The sequence below is a fragment of the Pseudochryseolinea flava genome, from assembly GCF_003286915.1.
GTDB classification, from domain to species: domain Bacteria; phylum Bacteroidota; class Bacteroidia; order Cytophagales; family Cyclobacteriaceae; genus Ohtaekwangia; species Ohtaekwangia flava.
Map to the genome: position 1 here is coordinate 366,797 of NZ_QMFY01000002.1, position 19,792 is coordinate 386,588.

The 19,792-nt window shown below is 43.2% G+C and carries 13 protein-coding genes; 6 read left to right on the top strand and 7 right to left on the bottom strand.

All coding sequences use genetic code 11. The features are described from left to right. The first annotated feature begins 17 nt into the window (after positions 1-17). The 4 genes from DQQ10_RS06800 to DQQ10_RS06815 all read left to right on the top strand — a co-directional run bounded on the left by DQQ10_RS06800 (position 18) and on the right by DQQ10_RS06815 (position 6,368). Complete coding sequence (locus DQQ10_RS06800) at positions 18-2,651, top strand: TonB-dependent receptor (RefSeq protein ID WP_133259566.1); 2,634 nt, start codon at positions 18-20, stop codon at positions 2,649-2,651. A 129-nt stretch (positions 2,652-2,780) separates the two neighbouring features. Continuing rightward, positions 2,781-3,605: a hypothetical protein gene (locus tag DQQ10_RS06805; RefSeq protein WP_112746072.1), complete on the top strand. Its 825-nt coding sequence runs from the start codon at positions 2,781-2,783 to the stop codon at positions 3,603-3,605. A gap of 350 nt (positions 3,606-3,955) precedes the next feature. Continuing rightward, entirely contained in the window at positions 3,956-4,570 is a 615-nt protein-coding gene (locus tag DQQ10_RS06810; RefSeq protein WP_112746073.1) for a DUF6436 domain-containing protein, read from the top strand. A 28-nt stretch (positions 4,571-4,598) separates the two neighbouring features. After that, positions 4,599-6,368 carry a PAS domain S-box protein gene (locus tag DQQ10_RS06815; RefSeq protein WP_112746074.1) on the top strand — a complete coding sequence of 590 codons (1,770 nt, stop codon included), beginning with the start codon at positions 4,599-4,601 and terminating at the stop codon, positions 6,366-6,368. A 63-nt stretch (positions 6,369-6,431) separates the two neighbouring features. Here DQQ10_RS06815 and DQQ10_RS06820 read toward each other — a convergent pair whose 3' ends face one another. The 6 genes from DQQ10_RS06820 to DQQ10_RS06845 form a co-directional block, all read right to left on the bottom strand. Beyond that, a complete protein-coding gene (locus tag DQQ10_RS06820) occupies positions 6,432-7,781 on the bottom strand; it encodes a DUF3526 domain-containing protein (RefSeq protein ID WP_112746075.1) in 1,350 nt (449 codons plus the stop codon). Beyond that, positions 7,774-9,225, bottom strand: a complete 1,452-nt coding sequence (locus tag DQQ10_RS06825; RefSeq protein WP_112746245.1) for an ABC transporter permease — start codon at positions 9,223-9,225, stop codon at positions 7,774-7,776. The genes DQQ10_RS06820 and DQQ10_RS06825 overlap by 8 nt, the downstream gene beginning before the upstream one ends. Before the next feature lie 5 nt (positions 9,226-9,230). Next, entirely contained in the window at positions 9,231-11,732 is a 2,502-nt protein-coding gene (locus DQQ10_RS06830; protein WP_112746076.1) for a TonB-dependent receptor, read from the bottom strand. A 9-nt stretch (positions 11,733-11,741) separates the two neighbouring features. Further along, positions 11,742-12,437, bottom strand: a complete 696-nt coding sequence (locus tag DQQ10_RS06835; protein ID WP_112746246.1) for an ABC transporter ATP-binding protein — start codon at positions 12,435-12,437, stop codon at positions 11,742-11,744. Positions 12,438-12,599: 162 nt separating this feature from the next. Continuing rightward, the gene (locus tag DQQ10_RS06840) at positions 12,600-12,968 is read right to left on the bottom strand and encodes a hypothetical protein (protein WP_112746077.1); all 369 of its coding nucleotides are present in this window, start codon (positions 12,966-12,968) and stop codon (positions 12,600-12,602) included. Positions 12,969-13,066: 98 nt separating this feature from the next. Continuing rightward, complete coding sequence (locus DQQ10_RS06845; RefSeq protein ID WP_112746078.1) at positions 13,067-14,521, bottom strand: serine hydrolase; 1,455 nt, start codon at positions 14,519-14,521, stop codon at positions 13,067-13,069. A 222-nt stretch (positions 14,522-14,743) separates the two neighbouring features. Here DQQ10_RS06845 and DQQ10_RS28090 point away from each other — a divergent pair, with 222 nt between their 5' ends. Beyond that, positions 14,744-15,160 (top strand): hypothetical protein, encoded by a 417-nt coding sequence (locus DQQ10_RS28090; protein ID WP_221409686.1) that lies wholly within the window; start codon positions 14,744-14,746, stop codon positions 15,158-15,160. 83 nt (positions 15,161-15,243) lie between these two features. After that, positions 15,244-17,496, top strand: a complete 2,253-nt coding sequence (locus DQQ10_RS06855) for a TonB-dependent receptor (RefSeq protein ID WP_112746079.1) — start codon at positions 15,244-15,246, stop codon at positions 17,494-17,496. Positions 17,497-17,565: 69 nt separating this feature from the next. On the opposite strand, the gene DQQ10_RS06860 is transcribed toward DQQ10_RS06855, so the two are convergent. Then, the gene (locus tag DQQ10_RS06860; RefSeq protein WP_112746080.1) at positions 17,566-19,764 is read right to left on the bottom strand and encodes a YCF48-related protein; all 2,199 of its coding nucleotides are present in this window, start codon (positions 19,762-19,764) and stop codon (positions 17,566-17,568) included. Positions 19,765-19,792 lie beyond the last annotated feature (28 nt).

The window sequence follows — 19,792 nt, forward strand, 5'->3', positions numbered from 1 at the left end:
TACTTGCTTGCGCATCTTTGACGCTGAACGCACAAAATAATGGTGCTGACGAGATTCGTATTGATCTTTCTTTCACTAAACGATCACTGGCACAAGTTCTGAAAACGCTGCAAGAACAGTATGGCGTCAACATTGCGTATGATCACGCACTTGTTCAAAATGTAGTGGTGGCGCTACAAGTAAAAAATCTAACCATCTCCCAATGCCTTGAGCAAATCCTTGCAAACACACCCCTCACCTATGAAAAAGTTGGAAAAAATTATATCATCATCCAAAGACCAGTAACAATCGCGAATGCTGCCGAGGTAAATACGCCCATTACAATATCCGGAAAAATCGTTGACGAAAGTACCGATGAAACTTTGCCGCAAGCAACACTGTCAATCGCCGGTACGCACATTTCAGTATCAACCAATAACGACGGACACTTTACGATCTTTGATGTACCAAGTGACACGTGCACCATTCATGTTCGCTACCTTGGATACCTTTCCAAAGCGATTCGCATAAAAGACCTCCGCGCAAGTGATCATCATCGTATCGGAATGAAAAGCGACGCGACGATATTAAATGAAGTAGTTGTGTTCGATGAATACAATCAAGCTGTTCGTGTAGAGAATCAACCTGGTTCATTGGTCTTCAACCCGAAATCATTGCGTTCACTAACAGCGTTAGGCGAACAAGATATCAGTCGAACATTGCAGTTGTTGCCCGGAATAACGGCTACGGATGAGTCTTCCTCCGGCATGACCATCAGAGGCTCACACCCGAGCTACAACCTCACCTTATTGGACGGCATGACGATCTATCAACAGGATCATTTTTTCGGCGCGTTCAGTATCATCAACGCTGATGTCATTAAAGATGTTCACCTTTACAAGGGAATGTTCGACGCCAAATTTGGTGGACGCGCTTCCGGTGTGATTGACATCACGACTAAAAATGGCAACGCAATGCGTCCATCCTTTAATGCGAAGGTGAATTTAATCAATGCAAAGTTCACGGCGGAGGTTCCACTTTCTAAAAAATGGTCATGGTTCATTGGTGGCAGGAGATCGTACACAGATATGATCAAAAGCAAACTCTTCAAGGATCTTTTCGACATTGCGTACGAAACGAATGATCAAATAGAACTAATTCCTTTTCGTATCAAGAATGATATCAAGCCGAACTTTTATTTTTTTGACATCAATTCAAAATTGACCTATCGTCCTTCTTCACGCGACGTCATTTCATTTACACTTTACAACAGCCGGGACAGAATGTATTTTTCGGACAGTACCGCGCGCACTGATTTGTTGGGGACATATCCCATCAGCAGATCAGAAACTGTGCGATGGGGGAATAACGGCATGAGCCTCCGATGGTCGCGACAATGGAATGAGCGCCACTACACCACGATCAGATTCTCAGGCTCAAACTTCTTCCGCAGACATAGATATCAGCAGTCAATCTCCTTCGAAAACACAGAGAGCACTTTTGCATCGAACATCAGCAATCGCGTCGAAGATCTATCATACGCTTTTGATAATGAACTTAGTTTAAGCGACAAACTTTCAGTCGACTGGGGAGTACAAGGCAGTCGTCAGCGCACAGGCGCGCCAGGTGGCTATGAGCTAGTCACAACAGGTGATTTTCCAGATTATGAAAAAGAGGACTACGAATTTGATTCCGACAAGAGCTGGTTGAACAGCCTTTATGGCGCTGTTACCTTACCGGTCCTGAAAAAAATAAAAACGTACCTGGGTGCACGGCTTGCGCTGTATCACAACAGCACAACAATCGCGTATATTGAGCCACGTGCGAACGTTCAATATGCGCTGACTAACGCATTAACCCTCAAAGCCGGTTACACTAACAGCCATCAATTTATCACGCAGAATTTTTACCCATCTGAAATGGGAACAATATCAGGCGCGAATGAAAACTTGTGGACGCTGTCGAAACTTAACGATCCCGGTAACCCAGTGATTTCATCAAACCACTTCACGACCGGAGCAACGTTACGAAAACAACATTTTACATACGATATCGAAGCATTTTACAAAGCATGTGATGGCGTGATAATCGACGAAGATCGTAACTCGGGAACAACAACTGCATATGGGGTCGACGTCACCATTCAAAAAGTAAGCGGCATGCATCGTGGGTGGTTAGCATACACACTGTCACAGTCTACACAGCAACACCCGTTCATTCTCAACGGGCAAACCAAACCGTCGTGGCAAGACCAACGTCATGAAGTGAAGATCGTGAATATGTTGACGTTGGGAAATTGGAATTTTTCGTCTGCATTGATTTACGGATCAGGGAAGCCATATCCGAAATACCTTGTGAATTACACACGCGATGTCAATAACGTAATCACAGACTACGCCCTTCAATGGGATCACAGTAACAAATCACGCTTGCCTTCCTATTTTCGAATTGATTTCGCAGCTACCTATACATTTCAATTTAATCATACACAAGCGCTCGAAATCGGATTATCTATTCATAACGTGACTGACCACAGTAACATTAAGACCAGAGCGATTGACCGAAACGCACTGGACGAAGCGCTGTACACATTTAACGAAGCACCAGCTTCTTATAACGACGTGGCACTGCTCGGATTTTCTCCCTCCATATCAATGAGCTATTCATTTTAGTCCACGCCCGGAATCGAACCAAAATAGCATTGATCGAAGATTACTTTCCATCACCCAAAAAAAATAAAAATTCTGGTAGGGTAAACTGAGGGATGCTTGTAATCATATTGAAACACAATAAACATCAATATGAAAATGAAAACAGTTCACACCTTTTTTACAGCACTTTTACTTTTAACTACAACATTCCTCCTTTCTTCTTGCCAAGATGACGAAAAATCGCCCGCAGAAAGCGAAGCTGCCAAAAAAGCAAAAGTAGAAAAGGTATTGGCATTCCGTGAAGACCTTGATTTCATCAATAGATTTGTCAACGACAATGTAACGGATATCCCTGAGCCAGAAGGCCGCAAGTCATACACAAAAACGTTAACCGCGCGTATACAAGAAATCGTGCCATGTGCGGAAACACTCGAAGAAGAATTCCCTGATGGTACTGTAAAAGTAACGATGGATTTTGGTGACGGATGTGAAACAGAAGAAGGCGTAGTCGTAACAGGTTCAGTGGTGATGACCTTTAAGTTTGCTGAAAACATCATTAAATACGACCTAAAATTCACAAACTATGCGGAGCTAAACTCCGACGAACATGATGGCGAAGTTATTAATGGAACTGTAAAAGGCTCATTTAAACTGGATCTTGAAGCTTCAATTTTCATCCAAGAAATGGAACAAGATCTCAACATAACATATGACAACAACACCGAAGCAAGATATCGCGTCGCTCAAAGCTCTGAAATGACAAATGAAGGCCTACGTGTTACATCACTCACAACAAGTGGAAATTTCGCAGATGAGGGCGTCTTCACCATGACACTTACAAAAGCACTCGTTTACGACTTTGCATGTGATGGTGACTTCCCAGTGCAAGGTGAAGAAATACTAAACTTTCAAGGGAACACGATCAAAGTAAATTATGGAAATGGTACGTGTGACAAAACATACACGGCTCAATAGATAGATTCGCCAAATGAAAACATTAAAGCCTCGAAGATCACACTTCGAGGCTTTTTTATTTCGTAATTCTACATGCCCTTTAGAAATCCAACGCCATAGAAAACCTCGTATATACCAACGCAGGAGACTGTTTATTTTTTTTAATGTCCTTTTAATGCAGGTGCAGTATTATTCGAAAACAAAACGACGCTATATCGGTTTACAATGTAAGTATCCCAATAAAAAAAAGGCAAGACCAAATTGAGATAATAAAGGATGCGTAAACGATAGAAATCAATGATTTCAAACTTGGTTGCGTTTTTGAACTAATAAAATCGTCCTGGCACAAGCAAAGGGCACCCTAGAGAGATATGAGAAGAAGTTTGAGAATTGGAGCGGTGGCGATCATCCTTGTTGGTGCATTGGCTTGTGTCGGGATAATTTTTTGGCAAGAAGAGCTTCGCTATCAATTACCAACGTCCGTTCCAGATAACTATCGTGAAGTATTGATTGGAGAACATGTTACACTTCCTGCATCGTTCGATAGCACGCACGCACAATTTCTACACTTTTATAATCCCGATTGTCCTTGCTCACGCTTTAACGCGAAACACCTTCGAAGCTTGATTGGTGCGCATCGAGACAGCATTCGTATTACAATTGTTGTAGCATCTCAAGACGAAGTTGAGGCAGCAACATCTGAATTCGGTGAAGAGATTGACATTGTGATTGACAAACAACGTCGCATCACGAGCGCATGTGGTGTTTACTCCACACCTCAGGCTGCCATTGTGGATAGTAATGGTAACCTTTATTACCGCGGTAACTACAATGCATCAAGATATTGTACAGCACGCGCAACAAACTTTGCAGAGCTTGCCCTGCTTGCCCTCATCAATAATCAACGTCCACCTGAATTTGGTTTGCTCGCGACGCAATCCTATGGATGCGAATTGAAGAAGCAAAACGTACTCATAGCATATTAACAAAATCACTACAAACCTCTGTGTAGATATGGCGAAGAAAATACGATTTACGAAACAAGAGCGACAAAAAGCGTTCTTGCCCATTACCCAAAAATCAGACCGCATCATGGTTTATGTGTTGCTCCTCTATTTCGTTTTTGGGTTGGTATTGGCAACGTTCTACGACACATGGACAATTGCCATCGGTGTCGGCGGACTTTCTCTCCTCGCCTACTTCATCACCAAAACAGTTTTACCGGAGCACAACCTATACCAATATGTAATGAGTGGCGTATTTGCTGTATTCTCCGCGCAGTTCATTTACCAAATGCATGGCATGTTTGAAATGCATTTCTTCTTTTTCGTTGGCTCAACCTTGCTCATTACCTATCGGAATTGGAAGTTGATCCTTCCATTACTCGTGATCACGGTAATACATCACGCGTGGTTTGCATGGCTTCAATATAGCGGACTTAAAGAAATTTATTTCACACAACTTGAATACATGGACCTTCAAGCGTTCATCTTCCACGCATTACTGGCTGCCGTGATCATGGGAATTTGTGCCTATTGGTCATACGATCTTGGTAATACGACGCTGAGCGACGCCGCTAAAAATATAATTCTCGAAAAACAGGTTGATCAAGTAAAAAACAACATTGCCTTCGCAGAGTCAATCACCACAGGTGATCTTCAGAAAGAATTGCAAGTAGCCGATGAAACAGATGAATTAAGTAAATCACTTGTCAAGATGCGCGACAGTCTTCGCATCGCGCACATGCGGGAAGAAGAAGAAAAATTTCTTTCTGTGGGTCTTACAAAAGTCGGCGATATCATCCGACAGCACAACAGTGACCCAACAGTACTCGCGGAAGAATTCATAAAAACACTTGTGAAATATACCGGCATGAATCAAGGCGGAATATTTATGCATGAAGGTGATGGCGACAACGAACGCCTAACGCTTTTGGCGTGCTATGCTTACGACCGTAAAAAATTTCTGAACAAACAATTAAATATTGGCGAGGGAATGGTCGGTCAGTGTTTCTACGAACGCGCGCCAATCTACATGACGCAAGTTCCAAAAGAATATGTTAAGATCACATCTGGATTGGGTGAAGCAACACCACAATGTATCTTCTTAGTCCCTGTGATGACGAGTGACGATATCGTTGGTGTGATCGAACTAGCATCCTTCAGCCAACTCAAAACGTATCAACAGCAGTTTATAATTCGTGCTGCCGAAAACATTGCTTCGGCGATAATATCATCGCGAACAACGCATCAGATCAAAATGTTACTCGCAGATGCGGAACAACGGGCTGAGGAAATGCGAAGCCAAGAGGAAGAGATGCGCCAAAACATGGAAGAACTTCAGGCAACACAAGAAGAAATGTCACGCAAAGGTTTTGATACAGAGAACAGAATGCGTGCCATCAGTGAAAGCGGCATCGCGTCAATCGAATTTAATTTACGCGGACAAATTATTGATGCTAACGAAGCCTTCCTCAAATTAATGGGTTACACGTTAGATGAAATCCGCGGGAAACATCACCGCATATTTGTCGACGAACAAACCGCTGCGAGCTTTGAATATGAAAAATTCTGGGCGGACCTCGCCAATGGAATCGCACATCCAGGTCAATATAAGCGCGTAAACAAACAAGGTAAACCAGTCTTCATTCAAGGCAGCTACTGTATCCTAAATGACCAGCAAGGCAAACCCGCAAAGGTTCTAAAGCTTGCCACCGATGTTACTTCATTGGTACGCGACGGTATCAAGTGGAAGAATTTTCAATCTGCAGAAACATTAAACTAAAAAAAACATCCGTGCGTGGCGTAACGTTTCAAGCACGGATGTTATTTTAAGAACTTTCGTCTTTCAATGCAACACTAGTTTTCGCATGTTAAACACGGCGATCAACACAAATATCGCTGTAACGATAACCAATGGTAACAACGTTGATACCCAAGGGACAGATTGTACATGCTCGGTGTATTCTGGTGTAAACGAATCCCACGCATCTTTCGGTAACGGCTTGTTATCAAAAATATATGGATAAAAGTAAAGCCTCAATTTTTCATGAAATGCATTCGTTTGATCCAAAAACGTCAAATGATTTTCCAGACTTGAGCGTGAAAGTTCGTTAAACGACAAATGAGCATGCATCGTGGGAACAAACGAAGCCCACCATCGACTGGTGTATTCACGCTGTCTAATTTTCGAACGCATCGCCCAACTATCGTAACGTGCCTCGTCATCGCCCATTTGCTGCATCGCATAATACCATGTGTAACTAAACTCGTCATCAGGCGCTACGTACTTTCTAAACTGCGGATAGTGATTGTAAAACTTCTCCATCGTAACTCCTTTATCGACGTCCCATTTCTGATGATAGCCATCACGTTGTTTGATGAATGTACTTAGTGATTCAGGAACTGGAAATTTGTTCGAGACATAACTATTCACCGCGGCAGGCAATACAATGGCAAGAACCAGCCACAACGACAAGAGTGCCAAGGCGCTATAGTTCGAGCTTTTCTGAAGCGATGTGATCCAGAAACAAAGCGCGAACCAAAACGCCAAATACAAAACACTTACAATTACAAACGCCAACAATGCAGCATCCAGCGGAAGATTCAATACAACAATGGCAATGCCGAACAGGATGAACAGCATCGTATAAACTACTACCGCACGTGCAGAAAGCTTCACGAACAAATAGCGACGAAAAGATTGCGATTGAATTGAAACAAGTTTTGCTGTAGCATTTTCTTTTTCATCTGACAAAAGATTAAATATCAGTGCAATAATCACTAGTGGAAATAGGTAGACGACCACAAAACCGAAATCAAGATTACCGTACATCAGGCTCGCAGGGTTTTGTAAATCGGTATCATACTTTTGCGCTTCGAGATTTCGGATCGTCACACGCTGTACACTTGGATTTATATCACGTTGTCCGATCGAAAGACCAGCCAGCTCCGTGGGCTTGTTGATTAATGCAAAGCGCAGATAGTACAACAGCAATCCTACATTTTCGCCGTGATACTTTACATTCCGTTCAATATGATCATGCTGATGTTGCGTAACCTGTTCGATACTCCGTTGCTCGTGTTCGATAAATTGTCTACCGATAAAAATACTCACCACACCCATGATGAAAAGCAAACTCAACGTAACCACTACTGCGCGCGAGCGGATAAATTGCTTTATAATAAGCCTATACATTCTGAATCACTTTTACAGTTTTTGATACTTTAACAACTACAAAAAACACCACCACGCACCACAGCACCAGTGACGCAATAGACCATACTTGCGTGCCCGCGATATGAATGAACGGCTGGAACTTATATTTAAAATCCGGGAACGCCATCCAGTGCTCCTTACCGATCGCATGTGGCTTCTCCCCTTTTTTCTCTTTCTCATTTCCGATATATTTCATCTGGAGTTCGTTCATCGTTTGTGCGAGCTCGTACCTGTATGATTCTGCCTGTTGCTGGAAATGCTGATACGCAAAAAGATCGCTTCCAGAAAACGCCATCGACAAATTCCTGATCGCCATATACGGATTCAGTACCGCGATTATCTTTCCTACGTCATTCTGCCTTTCATAAATGCCAAGCAATTCCTTAAGATGACGCTGATAGGTTACTGCGCTTAAACGCTCGCCTTCGCGCATGATAAACCCACTGTAGTTAAACGGAAGATGTTGCACGGAATCAACGCCATGAGCATGAAGCAATGAATCCTTTATCGCCTTAAAGTGTGGATCATTCGGATCGTGACTATCACCCTGACGAATTACGTCTTCTTCAATGGCTGACTCAAAGGTTACTTTTGCGGGCGCAGGATAAAAATAACTTCCAACGGCCTGCGCCGTCCTTGGCAGTAACACAACAAATACAAGCCAAATGCCTAGTGATGTAATGAGCGCATCCTTCGACGACCGACTCAACGTTGAAATAACAATCGTTACTACGCTAACGATCACATAAAAGATAAAATAGAACAAAAAAATCGCACCATACCGTAGCATGATATCTGATTCCATTGAACCCTCAAACAGGAGTAAAAAGAAAATGACCACCACTGCCGGAATATAAAACAACGTCGTAATCATCATGAGTCCCGTTGATTTCCCAACAAGAAGTTCTTTCCAAGATGCCCCTTGAATAAGAATAACCTTTAATGTACCCATTTGTCGTTCCGCAGCAACAGATGAAAATCCCAAGAAGAACACAATCAACGGTATCACCACTTGTAATACCATCGCAACACTGATTTCTCCAAACCGAAGGAGTCCGGTAGAGAAGCTAGCCTCCGAAAAGTTGACAGAATTTTGTTTATGCGCTTCGAGAAACACTGCATTCCCCGTGTAACTCTCCATACCAAAATCAAACATACTTAATGCATGCTTGAGACGAAAAGCAAACGTCCCGTAGTGTGCCATGCGATGTGGATGTTTATCCGGATTGCTCTCCCAACTCTTTCGCGCCTCCTGTTGATAATGTGTTCGAATTTCATTTTGGACTGTATAACTATGCCAACCGCTGTAAGCCGCAAACATTAGCATCGCGATCACAATCAACAACAATGCATAAAACACGCTCGACTTAAACACTTGCATCATGAATTGACGAGCGATTAACACCACAATATTCTTTCTCATGCGCATTAGAAATTATAGGTTACAGATACCATGAAATTACGAGGCGCACCTGGGAAGAGTCGCAAATAGTTTTGTGCACCAATCCAGTATGTTTTATCGAAGACGTTATTCACCGTTAATGTTACTTGCATGTTTGCTTTTATAGGCGTGTAATAAAGTGCGACGTCGGCAATCGTATATTTTGGAACGTCGAAGCTTCGATTAAACCACGGCACTTTGTTTCCACTATGCTGAACCCCAATGCCAACACCAAAGTATCGCAACACCGAATTGTCAGAAAAATTATACCGTGTCCAAAGATTAAAACTGTTGGCAGGCGTGTTCTCTTTTCTTTTTCCCTTGATCGATGCATCGTCATCTTCCACAATGCGTGCATCGATATGACTGAAGGAAACATTGACTTGCCAAGTCGGTAAAATATATCCAACAACCTCGACTTCAACTCCGCGACTACGATCCTCACCACGTTGCACCAATGAATCAGGATAATCAGGTAAGTTGGCATTGATCAAAATATTCCGTTGCTGTATTTCATACAGGCCCACCGTTGCGTGAATACGTCCTTTAAAGAAGTCACCCTTCATGCCTACTTCCTTCAAATCACTGATGAGTGGTTTAAACCGCGCCGGTGATTTAGGATCCCAAAAGAATGCACCTGTACTCGGCATGAGTGTTACCGTGTTAGACTGTGGCTGATACCCCTCCAAATAGGTACTGTAGACATTCACATTCTTCGTCAACTCGAAGGTTAAGCCCACACGTGGAATCAGGGCAGTGTTTTCAAACGACGATTCACCGGGCGCTTGATAATTCGTAATATCTTCATACCACTCGTTACGCAAACTGAACAACGCAGAAAACTTGCCTATCTTCATTTGCTCTTGCCAGTAAATTGCATGCGTTGTCGTCAGCGCTGAAGGGATAGCTGTTCTTACGTTCATCACATAGTCATCAATGTTGCGTATTGTGTATGATGGATTATTCAACGCAAAATGCGGAACGTTCGGCTTGGGCAATGTGCGCCCATCCACGACGATTGTTTGATAGTTTGCAGCATTCGCCAGCACAAATGAATTTGCTACAGTACCATCATTTAATAAGAAGCCACGAGCAGAATTCTGACCGCCTCCTTTCTGTTTATTCCATCGGCTCATATCATAGCCGATCAACATCTTATTGCCGATACGCCCGATCGCAAAATCAAAATTAAAGTATGCATTGAGATTATCTGTATTCCAATATTGTTGTCGCTGAACGAATTGCATCCCAGCAAGACCATTTACGGGGCTGTTCTCGATGTCAACGGCAAACGCGTTAGTCGTTCGATGTTCTTGCAAGTTCTCCGTCCAAGTTTGTTTCATGTACGAAGCATTGAAGCTGAGGCTTTCTGTAAACTTGTGCGTCAGATTAATCATCATTAAAAATTCCTTCGACTTAAAAAAATCGTTCGCAGCACCTAAGTTCAAAGCTATCGGTGTACTGTTCAAATTCGTTTCCCCCGCAACGGCGCCAAAGATTGGCTGGCCACGATCAAGCGTACCGATGCTGTTACTGTAAATCATTTCGGCATTGATTGCTGTTTTATTGTCGGGGATATAACTGATCGAAGGTGAAATCAACAACGCATTATTTTTCACGAGGTCTCGATACGACTTGGCTTCCTGAAAACCACCGTTCACCCTGTACAAGAGCGTCTTCGATTCATTAATAGGTCCCGTAAAGTCAAGCGTTGCGCGCATGGTGCTGAAACTTCCCATACTCATGCTAACTTGCTTGCGTGCCGTTGATAATGGCTTTTTGGTGACCATGTTGATGCTTCCTCCTGGATCTACGCTTGAAAAGGTAATCGACGCAGGGCCTTTCAATACTTCTACGCGTTCGATATTAGATGTGATCGGTTGTAGAAAATAATATTGGCGTGTACGCATACCGTTGATAATCTGTCCCTCTTCATTCTGACTGATCCCTCTGATATTAAACTGATTGTAGAAACTTGACGGCGTAACACCACTGACGATCTTTATAGCATCCGCCAATTGGAAAGCTTGCCGATCCGCGATGAGCTCTTTTGTTACGGTCGATAGTGATTGTGGGAGTTCTTTGTTCTTGATGGCTGTCTTCGTTGCTGAAAACGAATACTCACTATTGTAGTCACGGTCCAATCGTCCTGTCACTTCCACGGTTTGTAACTCTTGCGTATACTCCGTAAGTACGATCACGCCAAGATCATAGCGTCTGTTTTCTGAAAGCGTAACACTGTGAATATACGGGTCTAACCCTACAAATCGAACTTCTATATTGTAAACACCAGGCTCAGGAATTGAAAGCGTAAAACTTCCGTCAGCAGAAGTGGTGGCGCCCACATTTTTATTACCCGCCGATAGCACAACCGTTGCGCCGGGAATTGGTTCTTTCGGCTGATTGATTACGCGACCGGAAACTTCAATCTGACCATAACCAACTTGATAAATCAATACAAATAATATGACAGCAAGAATATTTTTCATAGTCGGGAGTTAGATTGATTCGAGATAAAGTTGTTGAAGTTGAACTGCACTGAGGTTGGCAGTAGAAACCTCATGCACTAATACACCGCCCTTCATAATGCCAATTCGCGAGCCTACATTCACCGCGTTAAAAATATCGTGCGTTGCCATAAAGATGGTTTTGCCATTCGCAGCAAGCCTCTTACATATCGATGTGAATTCCGCGGTTGCCTTTGGATCAAGGCCAGACGTCGGTTCATCCATAAATATTACGTCCGCATTCTTAGCGATAGCGATGGCTATACCAACCTTCTGTCGCATGCCTTTTGAATATGACGACAGCCGATTTGAATGCACTTCTTCTTGCAGACCTGCCTGCGTGAGAAAGGAAACCAATTCTTTAGAACTATATCGAAATCCTGCAAGCCTGCTAAAAAAATCTAAGTTTTCAATACCCGAGAGATTTCCATATAACTGTACCACTTCCGGAATGTAGGCGAGCATCTCATTCGTCCTATGATCATTTGTGTTAACCTGAACGTTATTGATCAGTGCCTCACCACTCGAGGGAGAAATGAATCCTAGAAATACATTGATCGTGGTTGTTTTCCCTGCACCGTTTTGTCCCAACAAACAAAATATCTCACCGGATTTTACTTCAAAGTTTACACCGTTGAGTGCAGTCGTCGTGTTGTACGTCTTTATAAGGTCAATTGCCTTTATCATTTTTATTACTATTAAAGAATTGAATTGCATACGGAACTGCTACCGAAAAAATTCGAGCATGAAAAACCGAACGCATGAAATGAAGAAACAGATAGTGCATCCGTTGCATTGCCGATACGAGCGATCGGAAAACGGACGACTTATGAAACGGGATACGGAATGCTAGCGCGACGGAGGACCTCTAAAGCGCGCGGTAAGGAAGAATGAATTCGTAAATCCAAAAGCATACCCCGCAGTCGCAGGCGGAGAGACGAAAGCAGTTGTCTTCAGTGCCTCGCTTCCTGTACACACTTGCGGGAATTGCACAACGATATGATGACACTTGCACTTCTCTGGAGCGACGATGTGAGCCTTGTGCGCACAACCTGACGCCCGATCATGATGAACCAAAGCGCGATGACACGGATCGTTTTCCAGGGCCTGGGCATGAAACGCATTCTCTGTGTGATCGTGATCTACATGATGCAATATCTCAAAAGCAATCGTCGAAACGTAGGCAAACAAGGCAACCATCGCGATGACGGATGTCATATGCCTCTGCATTTTAAAAATATGACGACGAAACATTTTCACTTCTGGCCGCAAGCTACCGCTCACAAAACTTAAATGCAACATTGTTGCAATATTAATTAATCGCGATCGTTTTCGAGTTCTCTTATCATCTGAGCCGCATTGTAGTTTTGGGGATCCAAAACCAGTGACCTTCGATAGCTGACAAGCGCAAGTTGCTTATTCCCACTCTTTAAATACGCTTCTCCCAGACTATCATGCACGTTCCCTGAAGTTGGATACTCAAGGACATTGAGTCGAAAGATGTCGATAGCATCCTGCATTCGATTAGCACGCAATAGATAATAACCAAGTCGGTTGAGTTCCGACTCATTAAAAAGATATTCGGAAACGTGTGGTGAGGCTTTGATTTTTTCGTATGCGTTAATAGCATCGCTGATGCCTCGTTGCTGAATTTGTTGATACATCCACGACGACACCGAAATTTTTGGCAACGTAAAAGATTTATCATCTAAGATATTAACAAGCGCTGTCCACATCTCAAGGGATAAGTTGTGTCGCAAATTGCTGATGTGAATGATCGTATTTTTAGACGCCGGAAATCTTTCCAAGTAAGCGCGAAATCCACCGAATGCGCCATCATGAAAAAAAGATCGTTCTCCATGAAACTCTCCAATCCACCAACCAAAACCGTACGATTTGTCCCCGTAAACATCATCATGCAACACATGAGACGATGGCTCAAATGCGTCTTTCAACGTCGATGGCTTTACAAGTTTATCGTTGTAAAGCGCTTGATCCCATTTAAACAAATCGTCGGCAGTCGAAATGATCGATGCACTTCCCCCGATAAAGGTGTCGTAATTATTTTCCGTGCCATACACATCGTAACCGACAGCGCGAAACGTGTTGCGCTTTTGAATTTCATTGAGACTGGTTCGATTCATTTGCAGAGGCCGAAAAATGTAGTCTTGAAAAAACTCGTGTAAAGTACTAACCGACAATTTTGCAATCAGCATCCCCAACAACGTATAGCCGGCATTGCAATATTCAAATTTTTCTCCCGGCGTAAAGCGAAGCGTTTGCTGCTGACATAAAATTTTGAACACATCCTGCTCCGTCATATCAGGAAAATCATCGAAAACAGCGAGGCCCGAAGTATGATGTAGCAGGTGTAGAATTGTTATCGATTGTGTACACGGTGGCAAGTCTGGAAAATATTTCCGAATAGGCATGTCATATTCAAGCTTACCTTTATCTTTCAATATCATAATCGCCATAGCCGTAAACGATTTCGACAACGAGCCAATGTAAGACGGCGTACTGGTGAGAAATGTTCTTTGATTTTCGCGATCCGCCATACAAAAGGCATTTTGATAAATCACCTTACCGTGTTCGGCGACGAGAATACTACCCGTAAATTGTTGTCGCTTGTATAGTTCCAGCATGTACTGATGGACAGCGCGGGCCTTGCGCGACGAGTCCGTAAGATTCAAATAAATGCTTTCACCTTTGCAAGCAACAGGCGCGACGATTACTGTCATCACAATAGACAGCACTTTTAATGGCTTCATCTTCCAAGTGTTATCATTCCATTCTACTGGGAAACTTCACGATAAGCGGAAGGTTACACACATAGCCGCACTTTCATGAAGAATATCACGTTTACTTCTCGCCGTCTGCCTTACCACTTGCAGACGTCTTCGTTAAGCCACCTGGTCCACAACATGTTACTAAACTTATAATTACACCAGCAGCAACCGTTTTGCATCAGAAAACAATACCTTTGCGCTCTGATGAGAGGTGTTTCACTTGTGCTCATGTTTTATGCCACGTCCATGCTTTTTTATGGATCCGTGGAGATGGTGCACGACTTCCTTCACCAACTTGCAGCGCTAAACATATCGGCGCTCCACAGCCACGATCACCATGAGCATCATTCCATGCGTGACCATGAACATGGCCATAACCACGATCACCATCATCATCACGGAACTGTGTCGCACCACCATCATGAAAAGGACGACGCTCCCAGCAACATTCCTTTCGCCATCAATTTCTTCCTATTTGCCCAAAGTAATCAAGAATTTAAATTCCACAATCCATTATTACTGCGCGTGGTCGATGCGCAACATCTCGAGCATTTGAGCGCTAGACTGCTACCGCCTACGCCACCACCAGAAGTCCTCAGCAACATCAATACAATTTCTTAATGCGTCATTAATGACCATTAAATTGTCACGTCCAAGCGTGACCAGTCATTTTATTTTATAACATATTAACGATCAAAGAATAAATGAAATTTCTTTTATTTCAGGCGATGCTCATTTGCGTCGGCCTGAATGTAGCATTGGGGCAAGGTGTTGTTAGTGGAACAATTGTAGACTCCAAAAACCAACCTTTACCAGATGTTAGCATTTCGATACAATCACTCAACAAAGGGACAACATCCGACGGTCTTGGTAGATTCTCTTTACATAATATTCCACCCGGAACATACGATGTATCGGTCACATCGTTAGGTTATGGCGCACAACAAAAATCGGTAATCGTTACCGAAACGCCGGTGATCATCAAGATCAGTCTCGAGCAAGGCGAACTCATGCTTGCAGATGTTGTCATTACTGACCAATTGAACAAGCAAATCAACACGATTTCTCAAGTTGATATTAAACTCCGTCCTGTGAACACATCACAAGACATTTTGAGAATGGTGCCCGGTTTATTTATCGCGCAACACGCAGGTGGCGGAAAATCAGAGCAAATTTTTCTCCGTGGATTTGACATCGATCACGGCACGGATATTAATCTCGAGGTTGATGGTCTGCCTGTAAACATGGTTTCGCATGCACATGGTCAAGGTTATTCTGATCTTCACTTTCTCATTCCTGAGCTGATTGGCAAAGTCGATTTTAACAAAGGTCCATACACTGCTGATAAAGGTAATTTTACAACCGCTGGATATGCATCGTTCTATACAAAAAACGTATTGGATCAAAACATGGTAAAAGTTGAAGGCGGTAGATTTGGAACATTGAGGAATGTTAACGCAATTAATATCTTCAATAGTAGCGAAGGCGTTTGGCAGAAAAATCTTTATGTTGCTTCAGAGTATTTCAGAACCGATGGCTACTTCGAGGCCAATCAGAACTTTAATCGCTTAAACTTAAATGCGAAGTACAATGCGTATCGTGACGATAAAGAAGCATTGAGCATTGGGATATCCACATTCAACAGCAGATGGGATGCATCGGGGCAAGTTCCTGTGCGTGCAATTAAAGACGGTTCGATTGCACGTTTCGGTTCAATTGATCCTACAGAAGGCGGAGAGACTTCCCGTACAAATGCATGGATCAAATACACGAATACACAAGACAATGGCGGCGTATTTGAAAATCAGCTAAGCTTTTCAAAATACGATTTCTATCTCGTTTCTAATTTTACATTTTTCCTAAATGATCCAATCAATGGAGACCAGATAACACAAAGTGAATCTCGAAATATTTATAGTTATAGAGGGAGTTACACGAGAAGCACCAATCTTGGAAGCAAAATTCTCCAAAGTGAACTCGGTGCTGGATTCAGATACGATGACGTCAATGACATTCATCTATATCACACGAAATCACGCAAACAATTTCTTGATGACGTTGCCCGTGGTGATGTGGATGAAACCAATCTTTTCGCATACGTGAACGAAACCTTGACATTGAGTGATAAGTTGTCCCTCAACGCGGCGGTTCGTCTTGATCATTTCACGTTCAACTATGTAGATGCGCTGACGCCATTGTACAACAGACAAAGCGTGAGCAAAGCCGTAGTCAGTCCAAAACTTAACGTAAGCTACGATTTGTCACAAAGCGTTAATCTGTTCGCAAAAACCGGCATCGGATTTCATTCAAATGATACGCGCGTAGTAGTTGCGCAAAACGGAAACGAAATTCTTCCGAGCGCATTCGGCGCAGACATCGGCGCAAACTTTAAAGTTGGAAACAAGTTAGTGGTTAGCACCGCACTGTGGATGCTCGACTTAGAACAAGAGTTTGTTTACGTTGGCGACGAGGGAATTGTTGAGCCCAGCGGAGAAACACAACGTCGTGGCCTAGATGTTTCCATGCGATACCAAGCACTGCCGTGGCTGTATGTCGATACCGATGTAAACGTTACGAATCCGAAAGCAAAAGGAGCACCAGAGGGCGAAGATCACATTCCATTGGCACCGACATTCACAAGTATCGGTGGATTGTCAGTGAAATTTCAAAATGGATTTAGTGGAAGTCTTCGATATCGTTACCTAGGAGACCGCGCAGCAAACGAAGACAATAGCGTTGTTGCCGAAGGTTACTTCCTCATGGACGCCGTGCTTAAATACACACGAAAATCTTTCGAAGTAAGCTTTGCTGCAGAAAACATTCTCGATGAAGAATGGAATGAAGCTCAATTTGATACAGAATCAAGGCTTGAAAATGAAGTCGATCCTGTTTCTGAAATACATTTCACTCCAGGCACGCCGTTCTTCTTTAAAGCAGGCATTACTTTCTTCTTCTAATTCATCAGGAACGGTTGTTTCAAAAACGACTTTGAAGCAGCCGTTTCTTTCTCTCCAAAACAAACCGCACTACCTGGCGATCACAGTTCGTTTTCGGAAATACCCACGTGAGGAGTTGATCATCATCGTATATACGCCTGGCGGTACCGTTGTGACATCAATTCGCCAACGCGCATTTAATTCACAATTAAATGGCAATGTCCAACGTCGCCCAGAAACATCAATCATAGTACAAGTTATAGGTTCCGCTCCGTCCAATTCGAAAAACAAATACTTGTCACCTGGTACAGGATATATTTCGATGCCCGATTGCGCTCCGTAACTTTCAACACCCGTTACTGTCTCATCGAGCGTTAAAGCAAATACTAGCCCATATCCGCCCGTAGCATATACTACATCATCAACAGCATCCATGTCGTTGATTACATTATCACAAATGGGAAACACTTCTTTTTTCCATGTAGCACCGTTGTCATTCGAACGCCATATGGCACCAAAGGAAGCGCTATTGAGAATTTCCCAACCGTAAGCAAAGATTATATCTTTTACCTTGATAAAATCTTTCACCGAAGTTACCGAAGAAAAATTACCTACAAGCGACCATGTCTTTCCGCCATCGACCGTACGTTTCACAACACCCGAGCTAAAATAACCAAGAATGGTATCATCATCGATCACCATCATCGACTCCAGTGCGTCTTGCGAAAAATCGGAAACCACGTTCCATGACACACCTTTTCCACGACGAATGCCACTTGACGTACTCACATAGATGTATTTCTCTGAACGTTCAATTTGGGTTGGCATACTTGAGAGGTTGGGAATATCTATGGTCTCCCAACTTTCGCCTAAATCGCCGGAACGCAAGAATACATTTTTCATGGGGCTTCTCGTCATGCCCACGACGAACATCGAATCACCTTTCTGCATGGCTGCGCTAAGCGACAAAAAATTAACCGGCAACGTCAACCTTTCAATCACCGCAGCTTTCTGCCTCACCCCATAATACGAATTACGCCATCCAAAAAACATTCCCTGATCCGCCGATGCGAATGCCATGTCTAAAAAAGTTAAAGAATCGGAAGCTGGCGCAAACGACCAACTCGCACCGCCATTGTTCGTCTCGAAGAATCCGACGCCACTTGATGCAAATCCAACCTTCGCATCGACGACATCAAATGAAAAAAATGCAGGATAACCGGCGTTACTCACTTGCCATGTTTGTCCTGCATCTGTAGTTGTCAATACGCTTCCCCCCGCCCCCACTGCAAAACCAACCTGTTGCGTTTCGAAAACAATGTCTGTTATTGCAAAATCATCTTGTTGTGAAAAAATTGGCAATGCAATCCGCGTCCACGTTTCACCCAAGTCATCAGAACGAAAAAGCGCAGATTGATATTGGTGATCTTCTCCCCAAGCCAACACAACTCCGCTCGACAAACATTCCAACGTGCGCACAAGTCGCATCTCGGTTGGTGTACGCTCATCCCAATGTTGCCCATCATCTTCGGTAAAAAAGATTTGTTCTGTTGCCTGCGTCCTTGCGAGATGAACAAAATATTTATGCTCTCCTACGACTTGAGGTGTCACTACGCGAAAATCAAAGCCCGTTGTAATGAAGGATCTTTCCCAACGTGATTCACCTGCCACTGGTGACATTACGAATTCCTCAAAACCAAAATTCATCAAGATGTCGCTCACTTCATATCCGCCCACGTAGACATGACCATTTTCGTCGAAGGCAACATCGGTGTATGCGATAAACGGTGATGTTACGCCACTCCACGAAATTTCCTCCCAATGTTCTCCCCCATCTTGGGTGTGAAATATTTTTTCAAAGTCGCCGACGGCATATCCCTCACTTTCATTGGCAAAAGCAATTGCATGGAAGTATGCACTGTAAAGATATTTATCGTTACTGGGTTGAAGCGTAAGAACGGTATTCCAAGAATGTCCACCATCTGTTGTTTTAAAAATTGAGGATTGAAAAACAATGAAGCCGACATCATCGCTCACAAAGGTGACGTCGGTGTATTTCATATCCGGCTTAAAGACAAAAGGAAGATCGTGGGTGCTAACGTTCCAATGGCCACCTTTGTCATCGGAAATTGCGACATCATTTCCGAATGCCATCCAACGATTTCCAGTGCGTTGAATTTGCGCATGGTGAATAAACCGATTTAAGTCTGACAGAGGGTGCACGCGCTCCCATTGCGCATGTGCAAATGTAACGGTGAAGAATAGAACGACAACGAGTTTAAATTTCATGCATCCTTTGACACACTGAAATAAAAAA

Coding starts and splice junctions, on each gene's coding strand:
- DQQ10_RS06805 (WP_112746072.1), top strand. CDS start 2,781: ATGAAAATGAAAACAGTTCACACCTTTTTTACAGCACTTTTACTTTTA.
- DQQ10_RS06810 (WP_112746073.1), top strand. CDS start 3,956: ATGAGAAGAAGTTTGAGAATTGGAGCGGTGGCGATCATCCTTGTTGGT.
- DQQ10_RS06815 (WP_112746074.1), top strand. CDS start 4,599: ATGGCGAAGAAAATACGATTTACGAAACAAGAGCGACAAAAAGCGTTC.
- DQQ10_RS06820 (WP_112746075.1), bottom strand. CDS start 7,781: ATGTATAGGCTTATTATAAAGCAATTTATCCGCTCGCGCGCAGTAGTG.
- DQQ10_RS06825 (WP_112746245.1), bottom strand. CDS start 9,225: ATGAGAAAGAATATTGTGGTGTTAATCGCTCGTCAATTCATGATGCAA.
- DQQ10_RS06830 (WP_112746076.1), bottom strand. CDS start 11,732: ATGAAAAATATTCTTGCTGTCATATTATTTGTATTGATTTATCAAGTT.
- DQQ10_RS06835 (WP_112746246.1), bottom strand. CDS start 12,437: ATGATAAAGGCAATTGACCTTATAAAGACGTACAACACGACGACTGCA.
- DQQ10_RS06840 (WP_112746077.1), bottom strand. CDS start 12,968: ATGACATCCGTCATCGCGATGGTTGCCTTGTTTGCCTACGTTTCGACG.
- DQQ10_RS06845 (WP_112746078.1), bottom strand. CDS start 14,521: ATGAAGCCATTAAAAGTGCTGTCTATTGTGATGACAGTAATCGTCGCG.
- DQQ10_RS28090 (WP_221409686.1), top strand. CDS start 14,744: ATGAGAGGTGTTTCACTTGTGCTCATGTTTTATGCCACGTCCATGCTT.
- DQQ10_RS06855 (WP_112746079.1), top strand. CDS start 15,244: ATGAAATTTCTTTTATTTCAGGCGATGCTCATTTGCGTCGGCCTGAAT.
- DQQ10_RS06860 (WP_112746080.1), bottom strand. CDS start 19,764: ATGAAATTTAAACTCGTTGTCGTTCTATTCTTCACCGTTACATTTGCA.